This window comes from Streptomyces zaehneri (assembly GCF_032248645.1).
In the GTDB taxonomy this organism is placed as follows: Bacteria; Actinomycetota; Actinomycetes; order Streptomycetales; family Streptomycetaceae; genus Streptomyces; species Streptomyces coriariae.
In genome coordinates, this window is the sequence record NZ_JASTTJ010000006.1 from 364,617 (window position 1) to 381,691 (window position 17,075).

15 protein-coding genes are annotated in these 17,075 nt (G+C 72.5%); 10 read left to right on the forward strand and 5 right to left on the reverse strand.

What is annotated here, in order from left to right:
- Positions 1 to 21: 21 nt before the first annotated feature.
- Positions 22 to 894 (reverse strand): VOC family protein, encoded by an 873-nt coding sequence (locus QQM72_RS13360; protein WP_314221068.1) that lies wholly within the window; start codon positions 892 to 894, stop codon positions 22 to 24.
- A 163-nt stretch (positions 895 to 1,057) separates the two neighbouring features.
- On the opposite strand from QQM72_RS13360, the gene QQM72_RS13365 reads away from it, so the two are divergent.
- Together QQM72_RS13365 and QQM72_RS13370 are read left to right on the forward strand one after the other, a co-directional pair.
- On the forward strand, positions 1,058 to 1,918 hold the full coding sequence (locus QQM72_RS13365; RefSeq protein ID WP_314221069.1) for an alpha/beta fold hydrolase: 861 nt from the start codon (positions 1,058 to 1,060) through the stop codon (positions 1,916 to 1,918).
- Positions 1,919 to 1,960: 42 nt separating this feature from the next.
- Positions 1,961 to 2,581, forward strand: coding sequence for a TetR/AcrR family transcriptional regulator (locus QQM72_RS13370; RefSeq protein ID WP_314221070.1), 621 nt, complete (start codon positions 1,961 to 1,963; stop codon positions 2,579 to 2,581).
- A 76-nt stretch (positions 2,582 to 2,657) separates the two neighbouring features.
- On the opposite strand, the gene QQM72_RS13375 is transcribed toward QQM72_RS13370, so the two are convergent.
- Positions 2,658 to 4,256 carry an FAD-binding protein gene (locus tag QQM72_RS13375; RefSeq protein ID WP_314221071.1) on the reverse strand — a complete coding sequence of 533 codons (1,599 nt, stop codon included), beginning with the start codon at positions 4,254 to 4,256 and terminating at the stop codon, positions 2,658 to 2,660.
- Positions 4,257 to 4,514: 258 nt separating this feature from the next.
- Between QQM72_RS13375 and QQM72_RS13380 the strand changes: the two genes are divergently transcribed.
- The 4 genes from QQM72_RS13380 (at position 4,515) to QQM72_RS13395 (ending at position 8,478) form a co-directional block, all read left to right on the forward strand.
- On the forward strand, positions 4,515 to 5,444 hold the full coding sequence (locus tag QQM72_RS13380; protein WP_314221072.1) for a 2-keto-4-pentenoate hydratase: 930 nt from the start codon (positions 4,515 to 4,517) through the stop codon (positions 5,442 to 5,444).
- Complete coding sequence (locus QQM72_RS13385; RefSeq protein ID WP_314221073.1) at positions 5,441 to 6,424, forward strand: acetaldehyde dehydrogenase (acetylating); 984 nt, start codon at positions 5,441 to 5,443, stop codon at positions 6,422 to 6,424. Before QQM72_RS13380 ends, QQM72_RS13385 begins: the two co-directional genes overlap by 4 nt.
- Positions 6,421 to 7,434 (forward strand): 4-hydroxy-2-oxovalerate aldolase, encoded by a 1,014-nt coding sequence (gene dmpG, locus QQM72_RS13390; RefSeq protein ID WP_314221074.1) that lies wholly within the window; start codon positions 6,421 to 6,423, stop codon positions 7,432 to 7,434. Before QQM72_RS13385 ends, dmpG begins: the two co-directional genes overlap by 4 nt.
- A 285-nt stretch (positions 7,435 to 7,719) precedes the next feature.
- Positions 7,720 to 8,478 carry an IclR family transcriptional regulator gene (locus QQM72_RS13395; protein WP_314221075.1) on the forward strand — a complete coding sequence of 253 codons (759 nt, stop codon included), beginning with the start codon at positions 7,720 to 7,722 and terminating at the stop codon, positions 8,476 to 8,478.
- A gap of 78 nt (positions 8,479 to 8,556) precedes the next feature.
- On the opposite strand, the gene QQM72_RS13400 is transcribed toward QQM72_RS13395, so the two are convergent.
- Together QQM72_RS13400 and QQM72_RS13405 are read right to left on the reverse strand one after the other, a co-directional pair.
- Complete coding sequence (locus QQM72_RS13400) at positions 8,557 to 9,327, reverse strand: SDR family NAD(P)-dependent oxidoreductase (RefSeq protein WP_314221076.1); 771 nt, start codon at positions 9,325 to 9,327, stop codon at positions 8,557 to 8,559.
- Positions 9,328 to 9,330: 3 nt separating this feature from the next.
- Positions 9,331 to 10,863: an acyl-CoA synthetase gene (locus QQM72_RS13405; protein WP_314221077.1), complete on the reverse strand. Its 1,533-nt coding sequence runs from the start codon at positions 10,861 to 10,863 to the stop codon at positions 9,331 to 9,333.
- Between the two features lie 142 nt (positions 10,864 to 11,005).
- Between QQM72_RS13405 and QQM72_RS13410 the strand changes: the two genes are divergently transcribed.
- Genes QQM72_RS13410 through QQM72_RS13420 form a run of 3 tightly spaced genes read left to right on the forward strand, consistent with a single transcriptional unit; the run spans position 11,006 to position 14,076 of the window.
- On the forward strand, positions 11,006 to 11,821 hold the full coding sequence (locus QQM72_RS13410) for an enoyl-CoA hydratase/isomerase family protein (RefSeq protein WP_314221078.1): 816 nt from the start codon (positions 11,006 to 11,008) through the stop codon (positions 11,819 to 11,821).
- A gap of 40 nt (positions 11,822 to 11,861) precedes the next feature.
- A complete protein-coding gene (locus tag QQM72_RS13415; protein WP_314221079.1) occupies positions 11,862 to 12,920 on the forward strand; it encodes a 2,3-butanediol dehydrogenase in 1,059 nt (352 codons plus the stop codon).
- 1 nt (position 12,921) lies between these two features.
- A complete protein-coding gene (locus QQM72_RS13420; RefSeq protein ID WP_314221080.1) occupies positions 12,922 to 14,076 on the forward strand; it encodes an acyl-CoA dehydrogenase family protein in 1,155 nt (384 codons plus the stop codon).
- A gap of 41 nt (positions 14,077 to 14,117) precedes the next feature.
- Here QQM72_RS13420 and QQM72_RS13425 read toward each other — a convergent pair whose 3' ends face one another.
- On the reverse strand, positions 14,118 to 14,825 hold the full coding sequence (locus QQM72_RS13425) for a TetR/AcrR family transcriptional regulator (protein WP_314221081.1): 708 nt from the start codon (positions 14,823 to 14,825) through the stop codon (positions 14,118 to 14,120).
- A gap of 212 nt (positions 14,826 to 15,037) precedes the next feature.
- Between QQM72_RS13425 and QQM72_RS13430 the strand changes: the two genes are divergently transcribed.
- Entirely contained in the window at positions 15,038 to 17,035 is a 1,998-nt protein-coding gene (locus QQM72_RS13430) for an alpha-ketoacid dehydrogenase subunit alpha/beta (RefSeq protein ID WP_314221082.1), read from the forward strand.
- The last annotated feature ends 40 nt before the right edge of the window (positions 17,036 to 17,075 follow it).

Sequence of the window (17,075 nt, forward strand, 5' to 3'; positions counted from 1 at the left end):
GGCTCAGCCGGGTCCGCCCGCTCAGCCGGCCGGCCGCGGCGGCGGGGTGAAGTGATGGCCCCAGAACGCGCCGTCCGTGATCTCGTACACGGGGACCGGCTCCGGCACCTGCAGGCCGTTCCAGCCGAACTCGACGGCGTAGTTCTCCGGCGACCACACGTAGAACGACACCATGTGGTCGTTGGTGTGCTTGCCGAGCGAGTGCATCATCGGCACCTCGTACCGGGCGGCCCGGTCGAGGGCGCGCCCGACGTCGTCCAGGCTCGCGCCCTCCACCATGAAGTGCAGCAGCCGCCCGGGGCCCGGCATCGGGGTGACACCGAGCGTGTGGTGGCGGGCGTTGCACCCCATGAACCACGTCGTGCCGGCCGGTGAGCGCATCGTGTTGCGCTCGATGAAGCCGAGGACACCGACATAGAAGTCGAACGTGGTCCGGGCGTCCTCGGCGGAGACGATCGCGTGCCCGAAGCCCATGTCGCCGGTGACGAACCTCGAGACCAGCGGGGTGTGCACGGGCACATGGTCGAGAACGGCGCCGTAGAACAGCTCGACCGGGTTGCCGCCCGGATCGTCGAACCTGACGAAGCCCGTGACCCTCCGCTCCGCCGCCTCGGCCTCGGTCCCGGCCGTCACCTTGATCCCGGCCTTCTCGACGTCCGCGGCCAGGCGCGCCAGCTCCCGCTCGTCGAGGACCTCGAAGCCCAGCGCCGTCATGGCGCTCCGGGCCCCCGCGGAGACCACGATCCGGGCCGGGCGGTCGTCCATCCTGAAGGACAGCGACTCGGCGTCGCCGCCCTCGACGGGCATCAGGCCGAGGAAGTCGGCCCCGAAGGTCTTCCACTTGCCGAGGTCTTCGGACTCCAGACGCAGGTACCCGAGTGAGCGCACACCCATCAGGCCCTCCCCTCACAGTCGGTCGGGTCCGGGCCGGCCCGACGGGCTCCCGGTATCGGTATGTCCGCGACGCTAGAGGGCCCGGGACGCCCGCGGCCGGGGGCGTCCCACTGATCGGGAGCCGCCCGGCGCCCGGCTTCCCCCGGGTGCGACGGTGACGGCCATGACACTCAGCCACGAGGACACCCTGCGCGAACTGCACACCGACGACGGCACCCTGCGCTATCACGAGGCGGGCGACGGGCCGCCGCTGCTCCTGCTGCACGGGTCGGGGCCGGGAGTCACCGGCTGGCGCAACTACCGGGCCAACCTTCCCGTCCTCGCCCGCCACTTCCGCTGCCTCGCGCTGGAGTTCCCGGGCTTCGGGGTGAGCGACCCGACCGCCGAGAACCCGATGGCGGCCGGTCCGAAGGCTGTCCTGCGCTTCCTCGACGGCCTCGGTCTCGACCGTGTCGACGTCATCGGGAACTCCATGGGCGGGTTCGTCGCCGTGGGTCTCGCCGTCGCCCACAAGGACCTGTTCCGCAGGATCGTCACCATCGGCGGAGTGGGCCGCAACATCCTCTCGCCGGCGCCCAGCGAAGGGCTCAACCTGCTGGTGGAGTTCGCCGAGAACCCCACCCGGGAGAACCTCGTCCAGTGGCTGCGGGCCATGGTCCACGACCCGGCCCTGCTCACCGAGGAGCTCGTCGGGCAACGGTGGGCGAGCGCCACCGAACCGGCGACGCTGGAGGCGTCCCGCCGGATCTACGGCAGGCAGGCCATGGCCGCCGTCCTGGCCGCCCAGGCCCAGTCGGACCAGCCCGTCTGGGCCGCACTCCACAAGGTCACCGCGCCCACCCTGCTGACCTGGGGCCGGGACGACCGGGTGACACCGCTGGAGAACGCGCTGCTGCCGCTGCGCACCATCCCCAAGGCCGAACTGCACGTGCTGCCGGACTGCGGGCACTGGGCGATGATCGAGCAGAAGGCGGCCTGGGAGAGCGCGGTACTGGCCTTCCTGACCCGCCCGGAGGCCGGCTGAGTGCCGACGGCGGCAGCAGCCGACGACAGGGGGGACGACGACGTGCCGAGACCCGCACGGGCCCGGCGGCCCGCCGACCCGGTGTCGAGCCGCCAGGCCGCCCGGCGGGTCCGCATCCTGAGCGCCGCCTCCGCACTCGGAGCGCGCGAGGGACTCTCCCGCGTGCAGATGCACGACGTGGCCAGGGAGTCCGGCGTCGCGATCGCCACGCTGTACCGCTATTTCCCGTCCAAGCCCTGTCTGTTCCTCGCGGTCCTCGAATGGCACATCGAACAGTTCCTCGGAGGCCGCGACGGAGGTCCGCCGGCCGACGGACCGGCCGACGGACCGGCCGACCCCGCGACGGAGGTGGCGGAGACGCTCGTCGCGCTGACCGGGAAGCTGCTGGGCAGCCGTCTGCTGGCCTCGGCGGTGGCGCTGTCGTCGTTCACGGAGTACGCGAGCGTCGTCCCGACCCGGATCGACATCGTCGACAGGGCGCTCGGACAGCGGCTCCTGCGCCTGCTCGGCGGCCGCGCCGACGCCGAGACCGAGCGCGGCAGGGTACGGCTGCTCGTCTACAGCTGGTGGGGGCTCTTCGTGGCCGTGCTGACCGAGGAGATCTCCCCCGAGCAGGGGGAGACGGACCTGCGGCTCGCCGCGCGGCTGATCGCCGCGGCATAGAGCCCGGCACGGCGAACGGCGCGGCACACCGCGGGGCGCCCGGCACACCCACCGTGTCCCGGGCGCCGCCGTACCGTCAGCGCGTCGCCCCGGCCATGTCCAGCACCGCGAGATAGCCGAACGCGAGGCTCGAACCGATCGGGGTGCCCGCACCCGGGTACACGCGCCCCGACATCGCGGCCGCGGTGTTCCCGGTCGCGTACAGGCCCTCGATCGGCCGGCCGTCGGGCCGCAGCACCCGAGCACGGGTGTCGATCCTCAGACCGCCCTTCGTGCCGATGTCGGACGGCACGATGGTCGCCGCGTAGAACGGCGGTGCGTCGATGGGCAGGAGCAGCGGGTTCGGCCACTCCGGCGCCGGCTTCGCCGCGAAGTTCTGCCGGGGGTCCGCCGGCAGCGGGACGATGTGCTGGAACATCCGGTCCCACGGGGTCTCACCGCGGTGGAACCTCTCGTCCACCCCGGTCCGCGCGTAGCCGTTGAACTCCTCGACCGTCCGCGTCAGCGCCTCGGACGGGACGTCGATCAGGCGCGCCAGTTCCTCGAGCGTGTCGGCCTTCTTCAGCGCGCCCGACGCCAGCCACTGCGGGCCCGGCGGCTCGTCCGGCGGGCCCCCGATGCTGTCCCGGTCCAGCTGTCGCTGGTCGAACACCCAGTGGGCCGGGATGTGACGCACGCCGGTGCCGGCGTGCAGCCGGACGATCTCGTGCCCGGCCTGGTCGTACGGCCGCGTCTCGTTGACGAAGCGTTCGCCCGCGCCGTTGACCCAGATCCCGCCCCGGGTACCGGTGTGGAAGACCGGCAGGCCGTCCGGATGGATGAGCCCCGGCACGAACCAGGCCTCGTCCAGCAGGTCGGTGTCCGCACCCACCGCGATGCCCGCCCGCAGGGCGTCACCGGTGTTGGCCGGGGCGCCCTCGGACCACTCCCCGGTGAGCGGCCACTGGTGCTTCTCGCGGAGCTCACGGTCGCGCTCGAAGCCGCCGGCCGCCAGCAGCACACCCCGCCCGGCCCGGATCCGGACCCGTTGACCGTCGCTGACGACCTCCACACCGGTGACCCTGCCGTCCTCGACGACCAGGCTCTCCAGCGCGGTGTTCAGGCGCAGTTCGCCGTTGCCCGTCTCCAGGAACGCCGACAGCGCCCGGCCGATCAGCGCCCGGCCGCCGACCAGGACCGGTCCCTCGTCGAAGCCGAACCGCTCGGTGGGAAGCGAGTCACGGACCAGCGCCCTGCGCTCGCGGAGCTCGGCGGCCTCGAGCGGCGGCGGGAAGACGGTGTGTCCCGTGGGTGACGCCCCCGGACCCGCCGCGTAGTAGTCCGGCACCGGGCCGTGGACGAAGGACCGGAACCAGGGGTTCTGCTCGAGCTCGTCGATCAGCCGGACCCCGGCCGCCAGATACGCGTCCTGGAGCGGCTCGCGGGCCGGGTCGTCGACGACACTGCGCAGATACGCCCGTGCCTCCTCGACGTCGTCCCCCAGCCCGGCCCGGCTCAGCGGGGCGGACCCCGGGAACCACAGACCCGCGCCGGAGTAGGCCACGGTGCCGCCGACCCGGTCGGTCTTCTCGACGACGAGCGTGCGCAGGCCGCGCGAGGCCGCCACGTACGCCCCGACCAGACCTCCGCCCGACCCCACGACGATCACGTCGTAGGCATCCTCGTTGATGCTCATCCGAACCTCCTCATGAGTGCCGACGTTCTTGGTGGGGGGTGGGGCCCCGGCGCGTGCCGCGGTTCACGGAGCCGGGCAGGGCGCACTCCCGGGGTGGCCACGGCGAAGGTAACGAGGCGGCGTGGGCCCGCCGTCGCGGCATCTCGCTGACCGAGACCCGCCCCGCGCCCGCCCCGCGAGTCCCGGTGAGCGGAACACCCCCGGCCCGCGTCCGGCACCGCGGCCCAGGCTGAAGGCCGGCACGACTTGAGGAGGGCAATGACAGACGTCCGGGAACCGACGGCCGTCGCGCACCGTGAGAGAGCGGTGGCCGAGGCGGCCGCACGCCTCACCCGCGCGGCCGATGACCGCCGGCCCTGCGCACCGGTGCGCGAGTTGCTCGGCGCGACCGACATCGGCCTCGCGTACGCCGTCCAGCGGCGCGTCGCCGACGACCGGATCGCCGCCGGGGCACGGGTCGTCGGCCGCAAGATCGGGCTGACGTCCGCGTCGGTGCAGCGCCAGGTAGGGGTGGACCGGCCCGACTTCGGCGTCCTCCTGGACGACATGGACGTCTCCGCCCTGCCCGCCGTCCCCGGCCACAGGCTGCTCCAGCCCAGGGCCGAGGCGGAGATCGCGTTCGTGCTCGCCGCCGACCTGGACGACGACGACCTCGACGCCGAGCGCGTCCGGTCGGCGGTCGGACACGCCGTGGCCGCGCTGGAGATCGTGGACAGCCGGGTGGCCGACTGGGACATCGCGATCACCGACACGATCGCCGACAACGCGTCCAGCGGCCTGTTCGTGCTCGGCCGCCGGCGGGTCGGTCTCGGGGAGTTCACGCCCCGGGACGTGACCATGCGGCTGTACGCCGACGGCGAGCTCGTCTCCGAGGGCGACGGCGCGGCCTGCCTGGGCGATCCGCTCGCCGCGCTGCTGTGGCTGGCGCGCACGGCCAGGGAGTTCGGCGACCCGCTGCGCGCCGGACAGGTCGTCCTCTCGGGCGCCCTGGGCCCGCTCGTCCCCACCCCGCCCGGCGTCACCGTACGGGCCGAGCTGTCGGGCCTGGGCTCGGTGACGGCGGCCTTCGCGCCGGAGGATCCCGGGCCTTTCGAGGCTCCCGAGGCATCCGCGGCACCTGAGCGACCTGAGCCACCCGAGGCACCCGGGCCCCCCGAAAAGCGCGAGGAACTCGAGGAACACGGATGACGAAGACCAAGGTGGCCGTTGTCGGCTCCGGCAACATCGGCACCGACCTGATGATCAAGGTGCTGCGCCTGTCCGACACCCTGGAGATGGCCGCGATGGCCGGCATCGACCCGGACTCGGACGGCCTGGCGCGCGCCGCGCGTCTGAAGGTCCCCGTCACGCACGAGGGCGTGGACGGCCTGATCCGCATGGCCGGCTTCGAGGACATCGAGATCGTCTTCGACGCCACGTCGGCGAAGGCCCATGCCGAGAACGCCGGGAAGCTCGCCCCGTACGGCAAGCGGCTGGTCGACCTCACCCCAGCCGCGATCGGCCCCTTCGTGGTGCCCACGGTGAACCTCGACGAGCACCTGGAGAGCGCCGCGAGGTCCGGCAGCGCCGTCGACAACGTCAACATGGTCACCTGCGGCGGCCAGGCGACCATTCCGATCGTCCACGCGGTCAGCCGGGTCACACCGGTGCCCTACGCCGAGATCGTCGCCTCGATCGCCTCCAGGTCGGCCGGACCCGGTACCCGGGCCAACATCGACGAGTTCACCGAGACCACGGCCGGCGCCATCGAGCGGGTGGGCGGTGCCCGCCGGGGCAAGGCGATCATCGTCCTGAACCCGGCGGAACCGCCGCTGATCATGCGGGACACGGTGTACTGCCTGATCGGCGAGGCGGACCACGACGCGGTCCGGACCTCCGTCGAGGAGATGGTGGCCGAGGTCGCCGCGTACGTGCCGGGCTACCGGCTCAAGCAGAAGGTCCAGTTCACGCCGGTGCCCGCCGGTGACCCGGTGCACACCCTGCTGCCGGACGGCGACCGCACCGCGGCGAGAACGAAGGTCTCCGTGTTCCTGGAGGTGGAGGGCGCCGCCCACTACCTGCCCGCCTACGCCGGCAACCTCGACATCATGACCTCGGCCGCCCTGCGGGTCGCCGAGCGCATCGCCGAGCGCATCGCCCGGCGACCGGCCACGGAGGTGACCCGGTGACCGCCCCCCGCAGGCTCTACGTGCAGGACGTCACCCTCCGGGACGGGATGCACGCCGTCCGGCACCGGATCACGCCCGAGTTCGTGGCCCGGATCTCCGCCGCCCTCGACCGGGCGGGGGTGGACGCGATCGAGGTCGCCCACGGCGACGGACTCGCCGGCGGCAGCCTCAACTACGGGCCGGGCAGCAACACCGACTGGGAGTGGATCGAGGCGGCCGCGGACGCCGTCGACCGCGCGGTCCTCACGACTTTGCTCCTGCCCGGCATCGGCACCGTCGCCGAACTGAGGCGGGCCTACGCCCTCGGGGTCCGCTCGGTGCGCATCGCCACCCACTGCACGGAGGCGGACGTGGCCGCCCAGCACATCGGCACCGCACGCGAACTCGGCATGGACGTCTCGGGATTTTTGATGATGAGCCACATGACGTCCCCGCAGGCCCTGGCGGGCCAGGCCAGGCTGATGGAGTCCTACGGCGCGCACTGCGTGTACGTCACCGACTCCGGCGGCAGGCTGACCATGGACGGGGTGCGCGACCGGATCCGCGCCTACCGGGACGTGCTCGACCCGGACACCCAGATCGGCATCCACGCGCACGAGAACCTCTCCCTGTCGGTGGCGAACTCCGTGGTGGCGGTGGAGGAGGGGGCGACCCGGGTCGACGCCTCGCTCGCGGGCCAGGGCGCGGGCGCCGGGAACTGCCCGATCGAGCCGTTCGTCGCCGTCGCGAACCTGTACGGCTGGAAGCACGACTGCGATCTGTTCGCCCTCCAGGACGCCGCCGAGGACCTGGTCCGTCCGCTCCAGGACCGGCCGGTGCGCGTCGACCGGGAGACCCTCACGCTGGGCTATGCCGGTGCCTACTCCAGCTTCCTGCGCCATGCCGAGGCCGCGGCGCGGCAGTACGGCCTCGACGCCCGCACCATTCTGGCGGAGGTCGGCAGACGCGGCCTCGTCGGCGGGCAGGAGGACATGATCGTGGACATCGCCCTCGATCTCACCCACGGCTGACAGCGGCAGCACGTACCTCGCCGGACGTACCGCTCGCCTGACGTACCGCTCCCCGGAAAAGCTCCGCCGGGGAGCGGTACGTTTTTGCGTTCGCCTATGAATGGACCGATCGTCCCAATAAATCGGTGCACGACTCTTTCACTGCGGACCGGGGCATTGATACCTTGACGCCGGCGCCGAACTAGAATTGATTTCAGTTTGATCAGAGAGGCACCGACGATGACGTCTGCCCTTCGTCTGAGCTCGCGATCCTCCGAGGTCGACGGGCCCGCGCCGCCTCCGTCGATGATGGAGCGCGTAACGCTGATCATGGACCTGTTCGATCGTCCCCAGACCCATCTGACGCTCGAATCCGTCTCCCGCAGGACCCATCTGCCCCGCTCGACCACGCATCGGATACTCGACCAGCTGGTCCGCCTCGACTGGCTGCGCCACACGGTGGCCGGATACACGCTGGGCAGCCGTGCGCTGGGCCTCGGCGGCCGGGAGATCGGGCACAGCGCGCTGCGCGCCGCCGCGGCGCCCCACCTGCTGGACCTGGCCGTGCGGACCAGGATGGTCGTCCATCTCGCGGTGCTCGACGGGCCGGAGATCTACTACCTGGACAAGGTGGGGGGCCGCGCCGCGGTGGACATCCCGTCGAAGGTGGGCGGCCGCGCCATCGCCCACTGCACCGGCCTCGGCAAGGCCATGCTCGCCTGGCTGAGCCCGGAGGAGATCGACACGCGGTACGCGCAGCTGATCGAGCGGCGCACCCAGCACAGCATCGGTCATCTCGGCCAACTCCACCGCGAGCTGGGCCTGGTGCGCCGGCGGGGCGGACTGGCCATCGACCGGGGAGAGTGCTTCCCGGAGCTCGGCTGTGTCGGTCTCGCGCTGCGCGGTCCGGCCGGACCGGTCGGGGCGATCTCGGTGGTCGGCGACGGCCGTTCCTCGCTGGAGCTCGTCGCCCCGCTGGTGGTCGGCGCGGTGCGGGCCGTCTCCGAGGAACTCTTCGGCCTGCCGCAGTCGTACCGCCGGGACATCTCGGACGTCCTCGGATAGCGCGCGACCGCCCCGGCGGGGCCCGGGGCGGCTCCTTGCGGTCCGGGCCGCGTCAGCCAGCGGCCGTCCGGACAGCGGTCACCACGCCGTCCAGCCGCCGTCCACGGTGACGGTCGTCCCCGTGACGAACCGGGAGGCGTCCGAGGCGAGGAACACCGCCGCGCCGCCCAGTTCCCCGGCGTCGCCCACCCGGCCGAGCGGAGTGCCCCGCACGATCCGCTCACCCCAGCGGCTGTCCAGCAGCCCCGAGCTGAGGTCCGTACGGAAGTAGCCGGGCGCCAGGGCGTTGACGCGCACCCCGCGGTCCGCCCACTCCACGGCGAGCGCCCTGGTGAGGGCCTCGACGCCGCCCTTGCTCGCGGCGTACGCGGCGATCCGCTCGAAGCCCGTGCGCGCGTGCACCGACGACACGTTGACGATCGAACCGGACCCCTGCTCCAGCATGACCTTGCCGGCCTCGCGGCAGCAGGAGAAGGTGCCCTGGAGGTTGACGTCGAGCACCCGCCGCCAGTCCTCGTCGGTGACGAACTCGCTGCGGGTGAAGTGCGGACTGACCCCCGCGCAATTGACGAGGACGTCCAGGCGCCCCGTCGCACCGGTGATCCGCCCGACCGCCGCGCGGACCGTGTCCGGGTCGGCCACGGAGCCCGGCAGCACCAGCACCTTGCCGCCGTGCCCGGCGAGTTCGGCCTCCAGGCTCTCCAGATCGGCGGCCGTGCGCGCGGTCACCGCCACGTCCGCCCCGGCCTCGGACAGGGCGACGGCGATCGCCCGGCCGAGACCCTTGCCCGCGCCGGTCACCCAGGCGGTCCTGCCGTCCAGGCGCGGTTCGGTGTTGACGTCGGCCATCGTTCAGCCCTCCACCGGGATGTCGCGCAGGGTCCGCTTGAGGACCTTGCCCGAAGGGGTGCGGGGCAGTTCGCCGACGAGGTCGAAACGGGCCGGCACCTTGAACCCGGCCAGGCGCTCCCGGCAGAACTCCCGCAGCTCGTCCGCCCCGGCGCCGGCCCCGGGCCGGAACACCACGAAGGCCCGCGGGACCTCGCCCCAGCGAGGGTGGGTCAGGCCGACCACCGCGGCCTCCAGAACGGCCGGGTGCTCGTAGAGGACCCGTTCGACCTCGGGCGTGGCGATGTTCTCCCCGCCGGAGACGATCATGTCCTTCTTGCGGTCGTCGATGTAGAGGAAGCCGTCCTCGTCGACGTGTCCGATGTCCCCGGTGTGGAACCAGCCGTCCCTGAGCGCCGCGGCCGTGGCCTTCTCGTCGCGCCAGTAGCCCGCGAAGACCTTCGGGCCGCGCAGCGTGATCTCGCCCAGTTCGCCGGCCGGGACCTCCTGGTCCGTGTCGTCGACGATCCTGACCCGGGTGTGCGGCACGGGACGGCCGACCGAGCCCAGCTTGGACAGTGCGTGCTCCCGGTCGAGGAAGGTGTCGCCGGAGACCGTCTCGGTCAGTCCGTAGGCGTCGGCGAACCAGGCGTTGGGGAAGGCGTTCATGATCCGCCGCAGCACCGGCTCGGGGGTCTTCTCGCCGCCGCCCACGATGAAGCGCATCGAGGAGGTGTCGTACGACTCCCGGTCCGGGACCTCCAGGACCGCGTTGACCATGACGGGCGCCAGCCAGGCGTTGGTGACCCGGTGTTCCTGGATGGCCCGCAGGACGCCCGCGGCGTCGAACCTGCGCTGGAGGACCACGCCGCCGCCCGCGTACAGCACCGCGAGGGCGGGCATGTCGAGGCCGCCTACGTGGTACAGCGGGCCCGCCACCAGCGTGGTGTCCGCCGCGGTCAGGCCGAACTGCACGATCTGCGCCACGTTCTTGGCGTGCAGGTTCCCGTAGGTGATCCGCACGCCCTTGGGTCGCGAGGTGGTGCCGGAGGTGTACATCAGACGCTGGAGGTCGTGCGGCTCGACGTCCACCGGCTCCACCCGCGCGCCCCGGTGCCGCTCCAGCAGCGCCTCGTAACCGGTCCACCGGTCCGAGGGGGCCTCGCCGTCCACCAGGATCCGCCGCTCCAGGCCGGCCAGCCTTTCGGCGATCCGGTCCGCGGCCCGTTCGAACTCCGGCTCGGTGACGACCGCCTTCGCCCGGGAGTGGTCGAGGATGTACGCCCATTCGTCCTCGGACAGCCGGTAGTTCAGCGGCAGGAAGACGGCTCCGACGCGATTGACGGCGTACACCAGCTCCAGGAACTCCGGCCGGTTGTGGAGCAGCAGGCCCACGACGTCGCCGCGCCCGACGCCCAGCTCCGTCAGGCCGGCGGCCAGCCGGTTGACCCGGTCATGGAGGGTGCGCACCGTCAGGCGGCGGTCCTCCTGTGTCACGGCCACGGCGTCGGGCCGCTGGGCCAGGTGGTGATCGAGGATGCTCGAGAAATTGTGCACGGCGACTCTCCGGCTCAGCGGCCGGGATTGTCCCGACCGGTCGGTTGCCCGCTCCCAAGATTTAGTGTACCTCTTGGTCTATAAAACTCTTGCCGCACTTTACGACGGAGCGCACCGGTCGACAACCTTCCAGGCGGGCGCGATGTCGCTTCCCCACGGAGGAGGCCCCGTGCCCCGTATCCGCCTCGACACCGACGGACCCGTCGTCACGGTCCGGCTCGACCATCCGCCGATGAACGCCTTCGACACCGCCCAGCGCGGCGAGCTGGCCGCCCGGGTGCGCGAGCTGGCCGACAGCCGTGCGGTGCGGGCCGTCGTGCTGTACGGAGGCGAGCGGCTGTTCGCCGCCGGGGCGGACGTCGGGGCCCTGGCGGCCATGGACCCCGAGGAAGTGCGGGGCTGGAACCGGGCGTTGCAGCGGACCTTCGACGAGGTCGCCCGGCTGCCGGTGCCGGTCGTGGCGGCGATCACCGGGTACGCGCTCGGCGGCGGCCTCGAACTGGCACTCGCCGCCGACTACCGGGTGGCGGCCGACGACGCGGTCCTCGGTCAGCCCGAGGTGCAGCTGGGGATCATGCCGGGCTCGGGCGGCACCCAGCGGCTGACCCGGCTGATCGGGCCGTCGAGGGCCAAGAACCTGCTGATGACCGGCCGCCGGGTGGGCGCCGGGGAGGCGCTGCGGCTCGGACTGGTGGACGAGGTCGTGCCCGCCGCCGAGGTGCACGACACGGCTCTGCGCTACGCCCGGCGGCTCGCCGAGGGGCCCGCCGCGGCCCTGGAGGCGATCAAGGAGGCCGTGGACCACGGCGCCGACTCCGGCCTGTCCGCCGGGCTCGCGCTCGAACGGTCCCTGTTCACGGGGGTCTTCGGCACCGCCGACGCCACCACCGGGATCCGGTCGTTCCTCGAACACGGCCCCGGCAAGGCGCGCTTCGGGGGCGCCGCGGACGACAGCTGACCGCGCGAGGGGACCGTACGACACGAAAGGGGTGGAGACGATGAAGGCACTGCGCTGGCACGGCGCGCGCGACCTGCGGCTGGAGGAGGTACCCGACCCGCCCGAGCCGGGACCGCACGAGGCCGTGGTCGAGGTCGCCTGGTGCGGGGTGTGCGGCACCGACCTGCACGAGTTCCTGGAAGGGCCGCACATGATCCGCTCCGGTCCGCACCCGCTGACCGGAGCCAGTCCGCCGCTCGCCCTCGGGCACGAACTGAGCGGCACCGTGGTGGCGTTGGGCGCCGAGGTGCCCGGGGTCGAGGTCGGCGACCGGGTCGCCGCCGACCCCGTCTGGCGGTGCGGCGTCTGCTTCTGGTGCGCGCGCGGCGAGTACCACATCTGTCCCCGCAGCGGCTCGGTGGGCCTGGCCTCGCCCGGCGCCTTCGCCGACCGCGTCACCGTGCCGATCGCGGGGCTCACGCCGCTTCCCGACAACGTGAGCGACGAGATGGCGGCCGCCGCCGAACCCCTCGCGGTCGGTCTGCACGCCGTCACCCGGGCCGGCGTCCGGCCGGGGGACAACGTCCTCGTCGTCGGCGGCGGACCGATCGGCGTCGCGGTCGTCCTGGCCGCCCGTATCGCCGGCGCGGCCGGACTCTATGTGAGCGAACCCCTCGCCGCGCGCCGCGAGGCGCTCCTCGGCCTCGGCGTCACCGAGGCCTTCGACCCGCGCGCGAGCGACGTACGCCGCGAGGTGTTCCTGAAGACCGGCCGGATCGGCCCGGACGTCGTCATCGACGCGACCGGTGTCCCCGCGCTCGCGGCGCGGGCCGTCACCACAGTCCGGCGCGGCGGCCGGGTGGTGCTCGCCGGCGTCGGCCACGGCAGCGTCGAGTTCGACATGGGCCAACTCGTCTTCTACGAGCGGTCGGTGGTCGGCACGCTCGGCTACAACTTCGACATCCCCCGGGTGATCGACCTGATGAGCACCGGACGCCTGGACGCGTCCGCACTGATCACCGGACGTTTCCCGCTCTCGGAAGGAGCCGGGGTCTTCGCGGACCTGGCCGCTGACCGGGCCCGCCACCTCAAGGTTCTGCTGACCCCGAAGGGACTGTGACATGGATTTCGACCTGCCGGAGGAGACCCGGGACCTCCAGGACATGGTCCGCGAGTTCGCGGCCAAGGAGATCTCCCCGAACGCGGCCCAGTGGTCGGAGAACGAGGAGTTCCCCACCCCTGTCTTCACCAAGCTCGGCGAACTCGGCCTGATGGGCATGCTCGTCCCCGAGGAGTACGGGGGCGCGGGTTCCGACATGGTCTCCTACGTCGCCGTCATGGAGGAACTCGGCGCCGCCGACCAGTCGGTGGCCTCCTCCTGGAACGCGCACTCCACCATCGCCACCCTCCCGCTGCTGGCCTACGGCACCGAGGAGCAGAAGCGGCGCTGGCTGGCGCCGCTGGCCCGGGGCGAGGCACTCGGCGCGTTCGGCCTGACCGAGCCGGGCGCCGGGTCCGACGCGGCCGGCATCACCACAACCGCCCGCCGGGCGGACGGCGGCTGGGTGATCGACGGCACCAAGATGTTCATCACCAACGCCGGCACCGACATCAGCCAGGGCGTCACCCTGCTGGCCACCACCGGCCGTGACGAGGACGGGCGCAAACGCTTCGCCACCTTCTACGTGCCGACCGGTACCCCCGGTTACACGTGCGGGGCCAAGCTGAGGAAGCTCGGCTGGCACGCCATGGACACCCGTGAACTGGTCTTCGCCGACTGCTTCGTCCCCGACGGCCATCTCGTCGGCGAGGAGGGGGGCGGGCTGCGCCAGTTCCTCTCCGTGCTGGACAAGGGCCGCATCAGCGTCGCCGCCCTGGGGCTGTCGCTGGCCAAGGCGGCCCTCGCGCTCGCCGTCAAACACGCCACGGAACGGCACCAGTTCGGCCGTCCGCTGTCGGCGTTCCAGGCCGTCGCCCACAAGATCGCCGACATCGGCACGGAGTTCGAGGCCGCCCGGTGGATGGTCTACCGGGCCGCCTGGCTCGCCGACCAGGGGCGTCCGTACGGCACGGAGGCCGCCATGGCGAAGCTGTACGCCTCCGAGGTCGCCAACCGGGCCGCCTCCCAGGCGGTGCAGATCCACGGCGGATACGGCTATGTGCGGGAGTCGGAGATCTCGCGGTTCTACGCCGACGCCAAGATCCTCGAGATCGGCGAGGGCACGAACGAGATCCAGCGCGATGTCATCGCCAGGGCGCTGGTGAAGCAGGTGTGAGCGGCGAAGGGGCCCGCGGCGGGTGCCGCGAGCCCCTTCGGTCAGCTCGCCACCGAGGCGGACCGCCACTCGGCTTCCGGGTCGAGGGGCAGATCGGGGCGCTCGCGCTTGAACGCCGCCGCCGCCTCCTCCACGTCCGGCAGGGCGGCGGCGGGCGCGCCGAACCCGCGCAGCAGGGTGTCGCAGTACGCGCGGGACAGATACGCGGCGTCCCAGCGGCCGTCCGGCTTCACCCACTGGTAGGTGTGGTTGTGCAGGTTGAGGAACTGCAGGGTGGCCACGTGCGGGTCGACCGCGCGGAAGCTGCCCCGCTCCATGGCCTTGGTGAGCAGACCCCGCACCAGCCGCTCGAACTCGGCGCGCCGGCCGAGCAGGGTCGTCAGGTGGTCGCCGGTGAGGCTGCGGTAGTCGTGCTCGTAGACCCAGATGTGGTCGAGCCTGCGGAAGATGATCGTCAGCAGCGACTCCGACAGCAGTCGCAGCCGCACCAGCGGATCCGCGTCGAGCGCCGCGATCTCCCCGGCCCGGGAGAGCAGCGGGGCCATCACCCGGGACTGGATCTCGATCAGCAGGTTCTCCTTGGAGTCGATGTAGTAGTACAGCGCCCCCTTGGCGAGCCCGACCGCCCGGCCCAGGTCGTTGACGGAGGTCGCCGCGTAGCCCTGGCGGGCGAACAGCTCGGCGGCCGTGTCGATGATCTTCTGGCGTCTGACCTCGAAACCCGGCCCGTGGCCCGGTGGTCTGGGCATTGCTCCACTCCCCGCCTGATGTGCCGACGTGTCGGTACGACCCGTCCCGGGCCCGCGTCCGGACCGCCCGGGGGCACGTCCGGGGGGAAGCGGGCCCGGGGACATCGTTTCTGTTGTGCTCGAAGAAGTTTGCTAGACCAGACGGTACATTAAAAGTAGGACTCAGACGGTGCGGCCTTTGCGCCGCCCCGGCGAGCATTGCGAGGACGCGCATGACGACGACCGAGGCACCCCAGCAGAGGGGAGCGGCATCCGCGCACGCGGACCAGCTCCTGGAGATGTATCGCCGGATGCGCCGTATCCGGCGTTTCGAGGAGCGGGCGTCCGAGCTGTACAGGGCGACGGAGATCCCCGGCTTCCTGCACCTGTCGATCGGTCAGGAGGCCAGCGCGGTGGGCGCCTGCTGGCCGCTCGGCCCCCGCGACGGGATCACCTCCACCCACCGCGGTCACGGCCATGTCCTGGCCAAGGGGCTGGACTCGGCGTCCATGATGGCCGAGCTGATGGGCAAGGAGGCGGGTACGTGTCACGGCCGCGGCGGCTCGATGCACATCGCGGACCCCGGCCTCGGCATCTACGGCGCCAACGGGATCGTCGGCGCCGGACTCCCGATCGCCACGGGCGTGGCGACCGCGGCCAAACTGCGTGCCGCGGGTGACGTGGTGGTGGCGTTCTTCGGGGACGGCGCGGTCGCGCAGGGCATGTTCCACGAGGCGGTCAACCTGGCCGCCGTGTGGGACCTGCCGGTCGTCTTCCTCTGCGAGAACAACCACTACTCCGAGTTCTCGCCCGCCGCCGAGCAGCACCGGGCCCCGCTCTCCGCCCGGGCCGCGGGGTACGGCATCGGGTACGCGCACGTCGACGGCAACGACGTCCTCGCGGTGGCCGGGATGATGACCGACGTGGTGGAGCGGCTGCGGGGCGGCGGCGGTCCGGTCCTGGTGGAGGCCGAGACCTACCGCTGGCACGGCCACTACGAGGGCGACCCCGAGCGCTACCGCAGTGCGCAGGAGGTCGCCGCCGCCAAGGAACGCGACCCGCTGCTGGTGGCCCGCCGGCACCTGGCGGCGGCGGGCGTGCCGGCCGCGGCGGCCGACGCGGTCGACGAGGAGATCGACGAGGAGATCGAGGCGGCGGTCGAGTGGGCCAGGGGCCTGCCCGAGCCGGCCCCCGAGACCCTGTACGACTTCGTCTCGGCCCCGCGTCCCGCCCGGCCCGAGCCCGCCCCGGCCACCGGCGAGATCTTTCGCTCGATGGACGCCGTACGGCTCGCCCTGGAGCACGAACTCGCGGCCGACCCCGCTGTGTTCGTCGCCGGAATCGACGTCGGCGCGGGCGGGAACGTCTTCGGGCTGACCCGCGGCCTGGCCGACGCGTTCCCGGGCCGGGTCCGGGACACGCCGATCAGCGAGAGCGCCATCCTCGGCACGGCGGTGGGGGCGGCCATGGCCGGCATGAAACCGGTCGTCGAGATCATGTACATGGACTTCATCGGCGTCTGCCTCGACATGCTGCTCAACCAGGCCGCCAAGCTGCGCTTCATGACCGGCGGCCGGGCCGCCATGCCCCTGGTGGTGCGCACCCAGTTCGGCGCCGGGCGCTCCTCCGGCAGCCAGCACTCGCAGAGCCTGGAAGCGCTGCTGGCCCACATCCCGGGGCTGACGGTGGTGATGCCGTCCAACCCGGCCGACACCTACGGCCTGCTGCGCGCCGCCATCCAGGACCCCAACCCGGTCGTCTTCGTCGAGAACCGGCTCCAGTACGGCCTCAAGGGCCCGAAGCCACCGGTCGGCCACCTGGTCCCGCTGGGCCGGGCGAAGGTGGTCCGCGAAGGCACCGACATCACGCTCGTCTCCTGGTCGCGGATGGTCCAGGACGCCCTGGCCGCCGCGCGGTCGCTCGCCGCCGAGGGCGTGAGCGTGGAGGTGATCGACCTGCGCACGATCGCCCCGCTGGACCGGGAGACGGTGCTCGCCTCCCTCGCCAAGACCAACCGGCTGGTCATCGCGCACGAGGCGGTACGGGACTTCGGCGTCGGCGCCGAACTCGCGGCGCTCGCCGTCGACGAGGGGTTCTGGCACCTGGACGCGCCCGTCACCCGGGTGGCGCCGCCCCCGATGCCCGCGCCCTACGCGCCCTCGCTGGAACGGCTGTGGCTGCCCTCGTCCGACACCATCGCGGACACGCTGCGGCGTATCGCGGCGGTGTGAGGAGGATGCGACGACAAGGGGGTGGCCCCCGGCCCAACCG

Coding starts and splice junctions, on each gene's coding strand:
- QQM72_RS13375 (WP_314221071.1), bottom strand. CDS start 4,256: ATGAGCATCAACGAGGATGCCTACGACGTGATCGTCGTGGGGTCGGGC.
- QQM72_RS13415 (WP_314221079.1), top strand. CDS start 11,862: ATGAAGGCACTGCGCTGGCACGGCGCGCGCGACCTGCGGCTGGAGGAG.
- QQM72_RS13420 (WP_314221080.1), top strand. CDS start 12,922: ATGGATTTCGACCTGCCGGAGGAGACCCGGGACCTCCAGGACATGGTC.
- QQM72_RS13360 (WP_314221068.1), bottom strand. CDS start 894: ATGGGTGTGCGCTCACTCGGGTACCTGCGTCTGGAGTCCGAAGACCTC.
- QQM72_RS13425 (WP_314221081.1), bottom strand. CDS start 14,825: ATGCCCAGACCACCGGGCCACGGGCCGGGTTTCGAGGTCAGACGCCAG.
- QQM72_RS13380 (WP_314221072.1), top strand. CDS start 4,515: ATGACAGACGTCCGGGAACCGACGGCCGTCGCGCACCGTGAGAGAGCG.
- QQM72_RS13430 (WP_314221082.1), top strand. CDS start 15,038: ATGACGACGACCGAGGCACCCCAGCAGAGGGGAGCGGCATCCGCGCAC.
- QQM72_RS13410 (WP_314221078.1), top strand. CDS start 11,006: ATGTCGCTTCCCCACGGAGGAGGCCCCGTGCCCCGTATCCGCCTCGAC.
- QQM72_RS13385 (WP_314221073.1), top strand. CDS start 5,441: ATGACGAAGACCAAGGTGGCCGTTGTCGGCTCCGGCAACATCGGCACC.
- QQM72_RS13400 (WP_314221076.1), bottom strand. CDS start 9,327: ATGGCCGACGTCAACACCGAACCGCGCCTGGACGGCAGGACCGCCTGG.
- QQM72_RS13395 (WP_314221075.1), top strand. CDS start 7,720: ATGATGGAGCGCGTAACGCTGATCATGGACCTGTTCGATCGTCCCCAG.
- QQM72_RS13365 (WP_314221069.1), top strand. CDS start 1,058: ATGACACTCAGCCACGAGGACACCCTGCGCGAACTGCACACCGACGAC.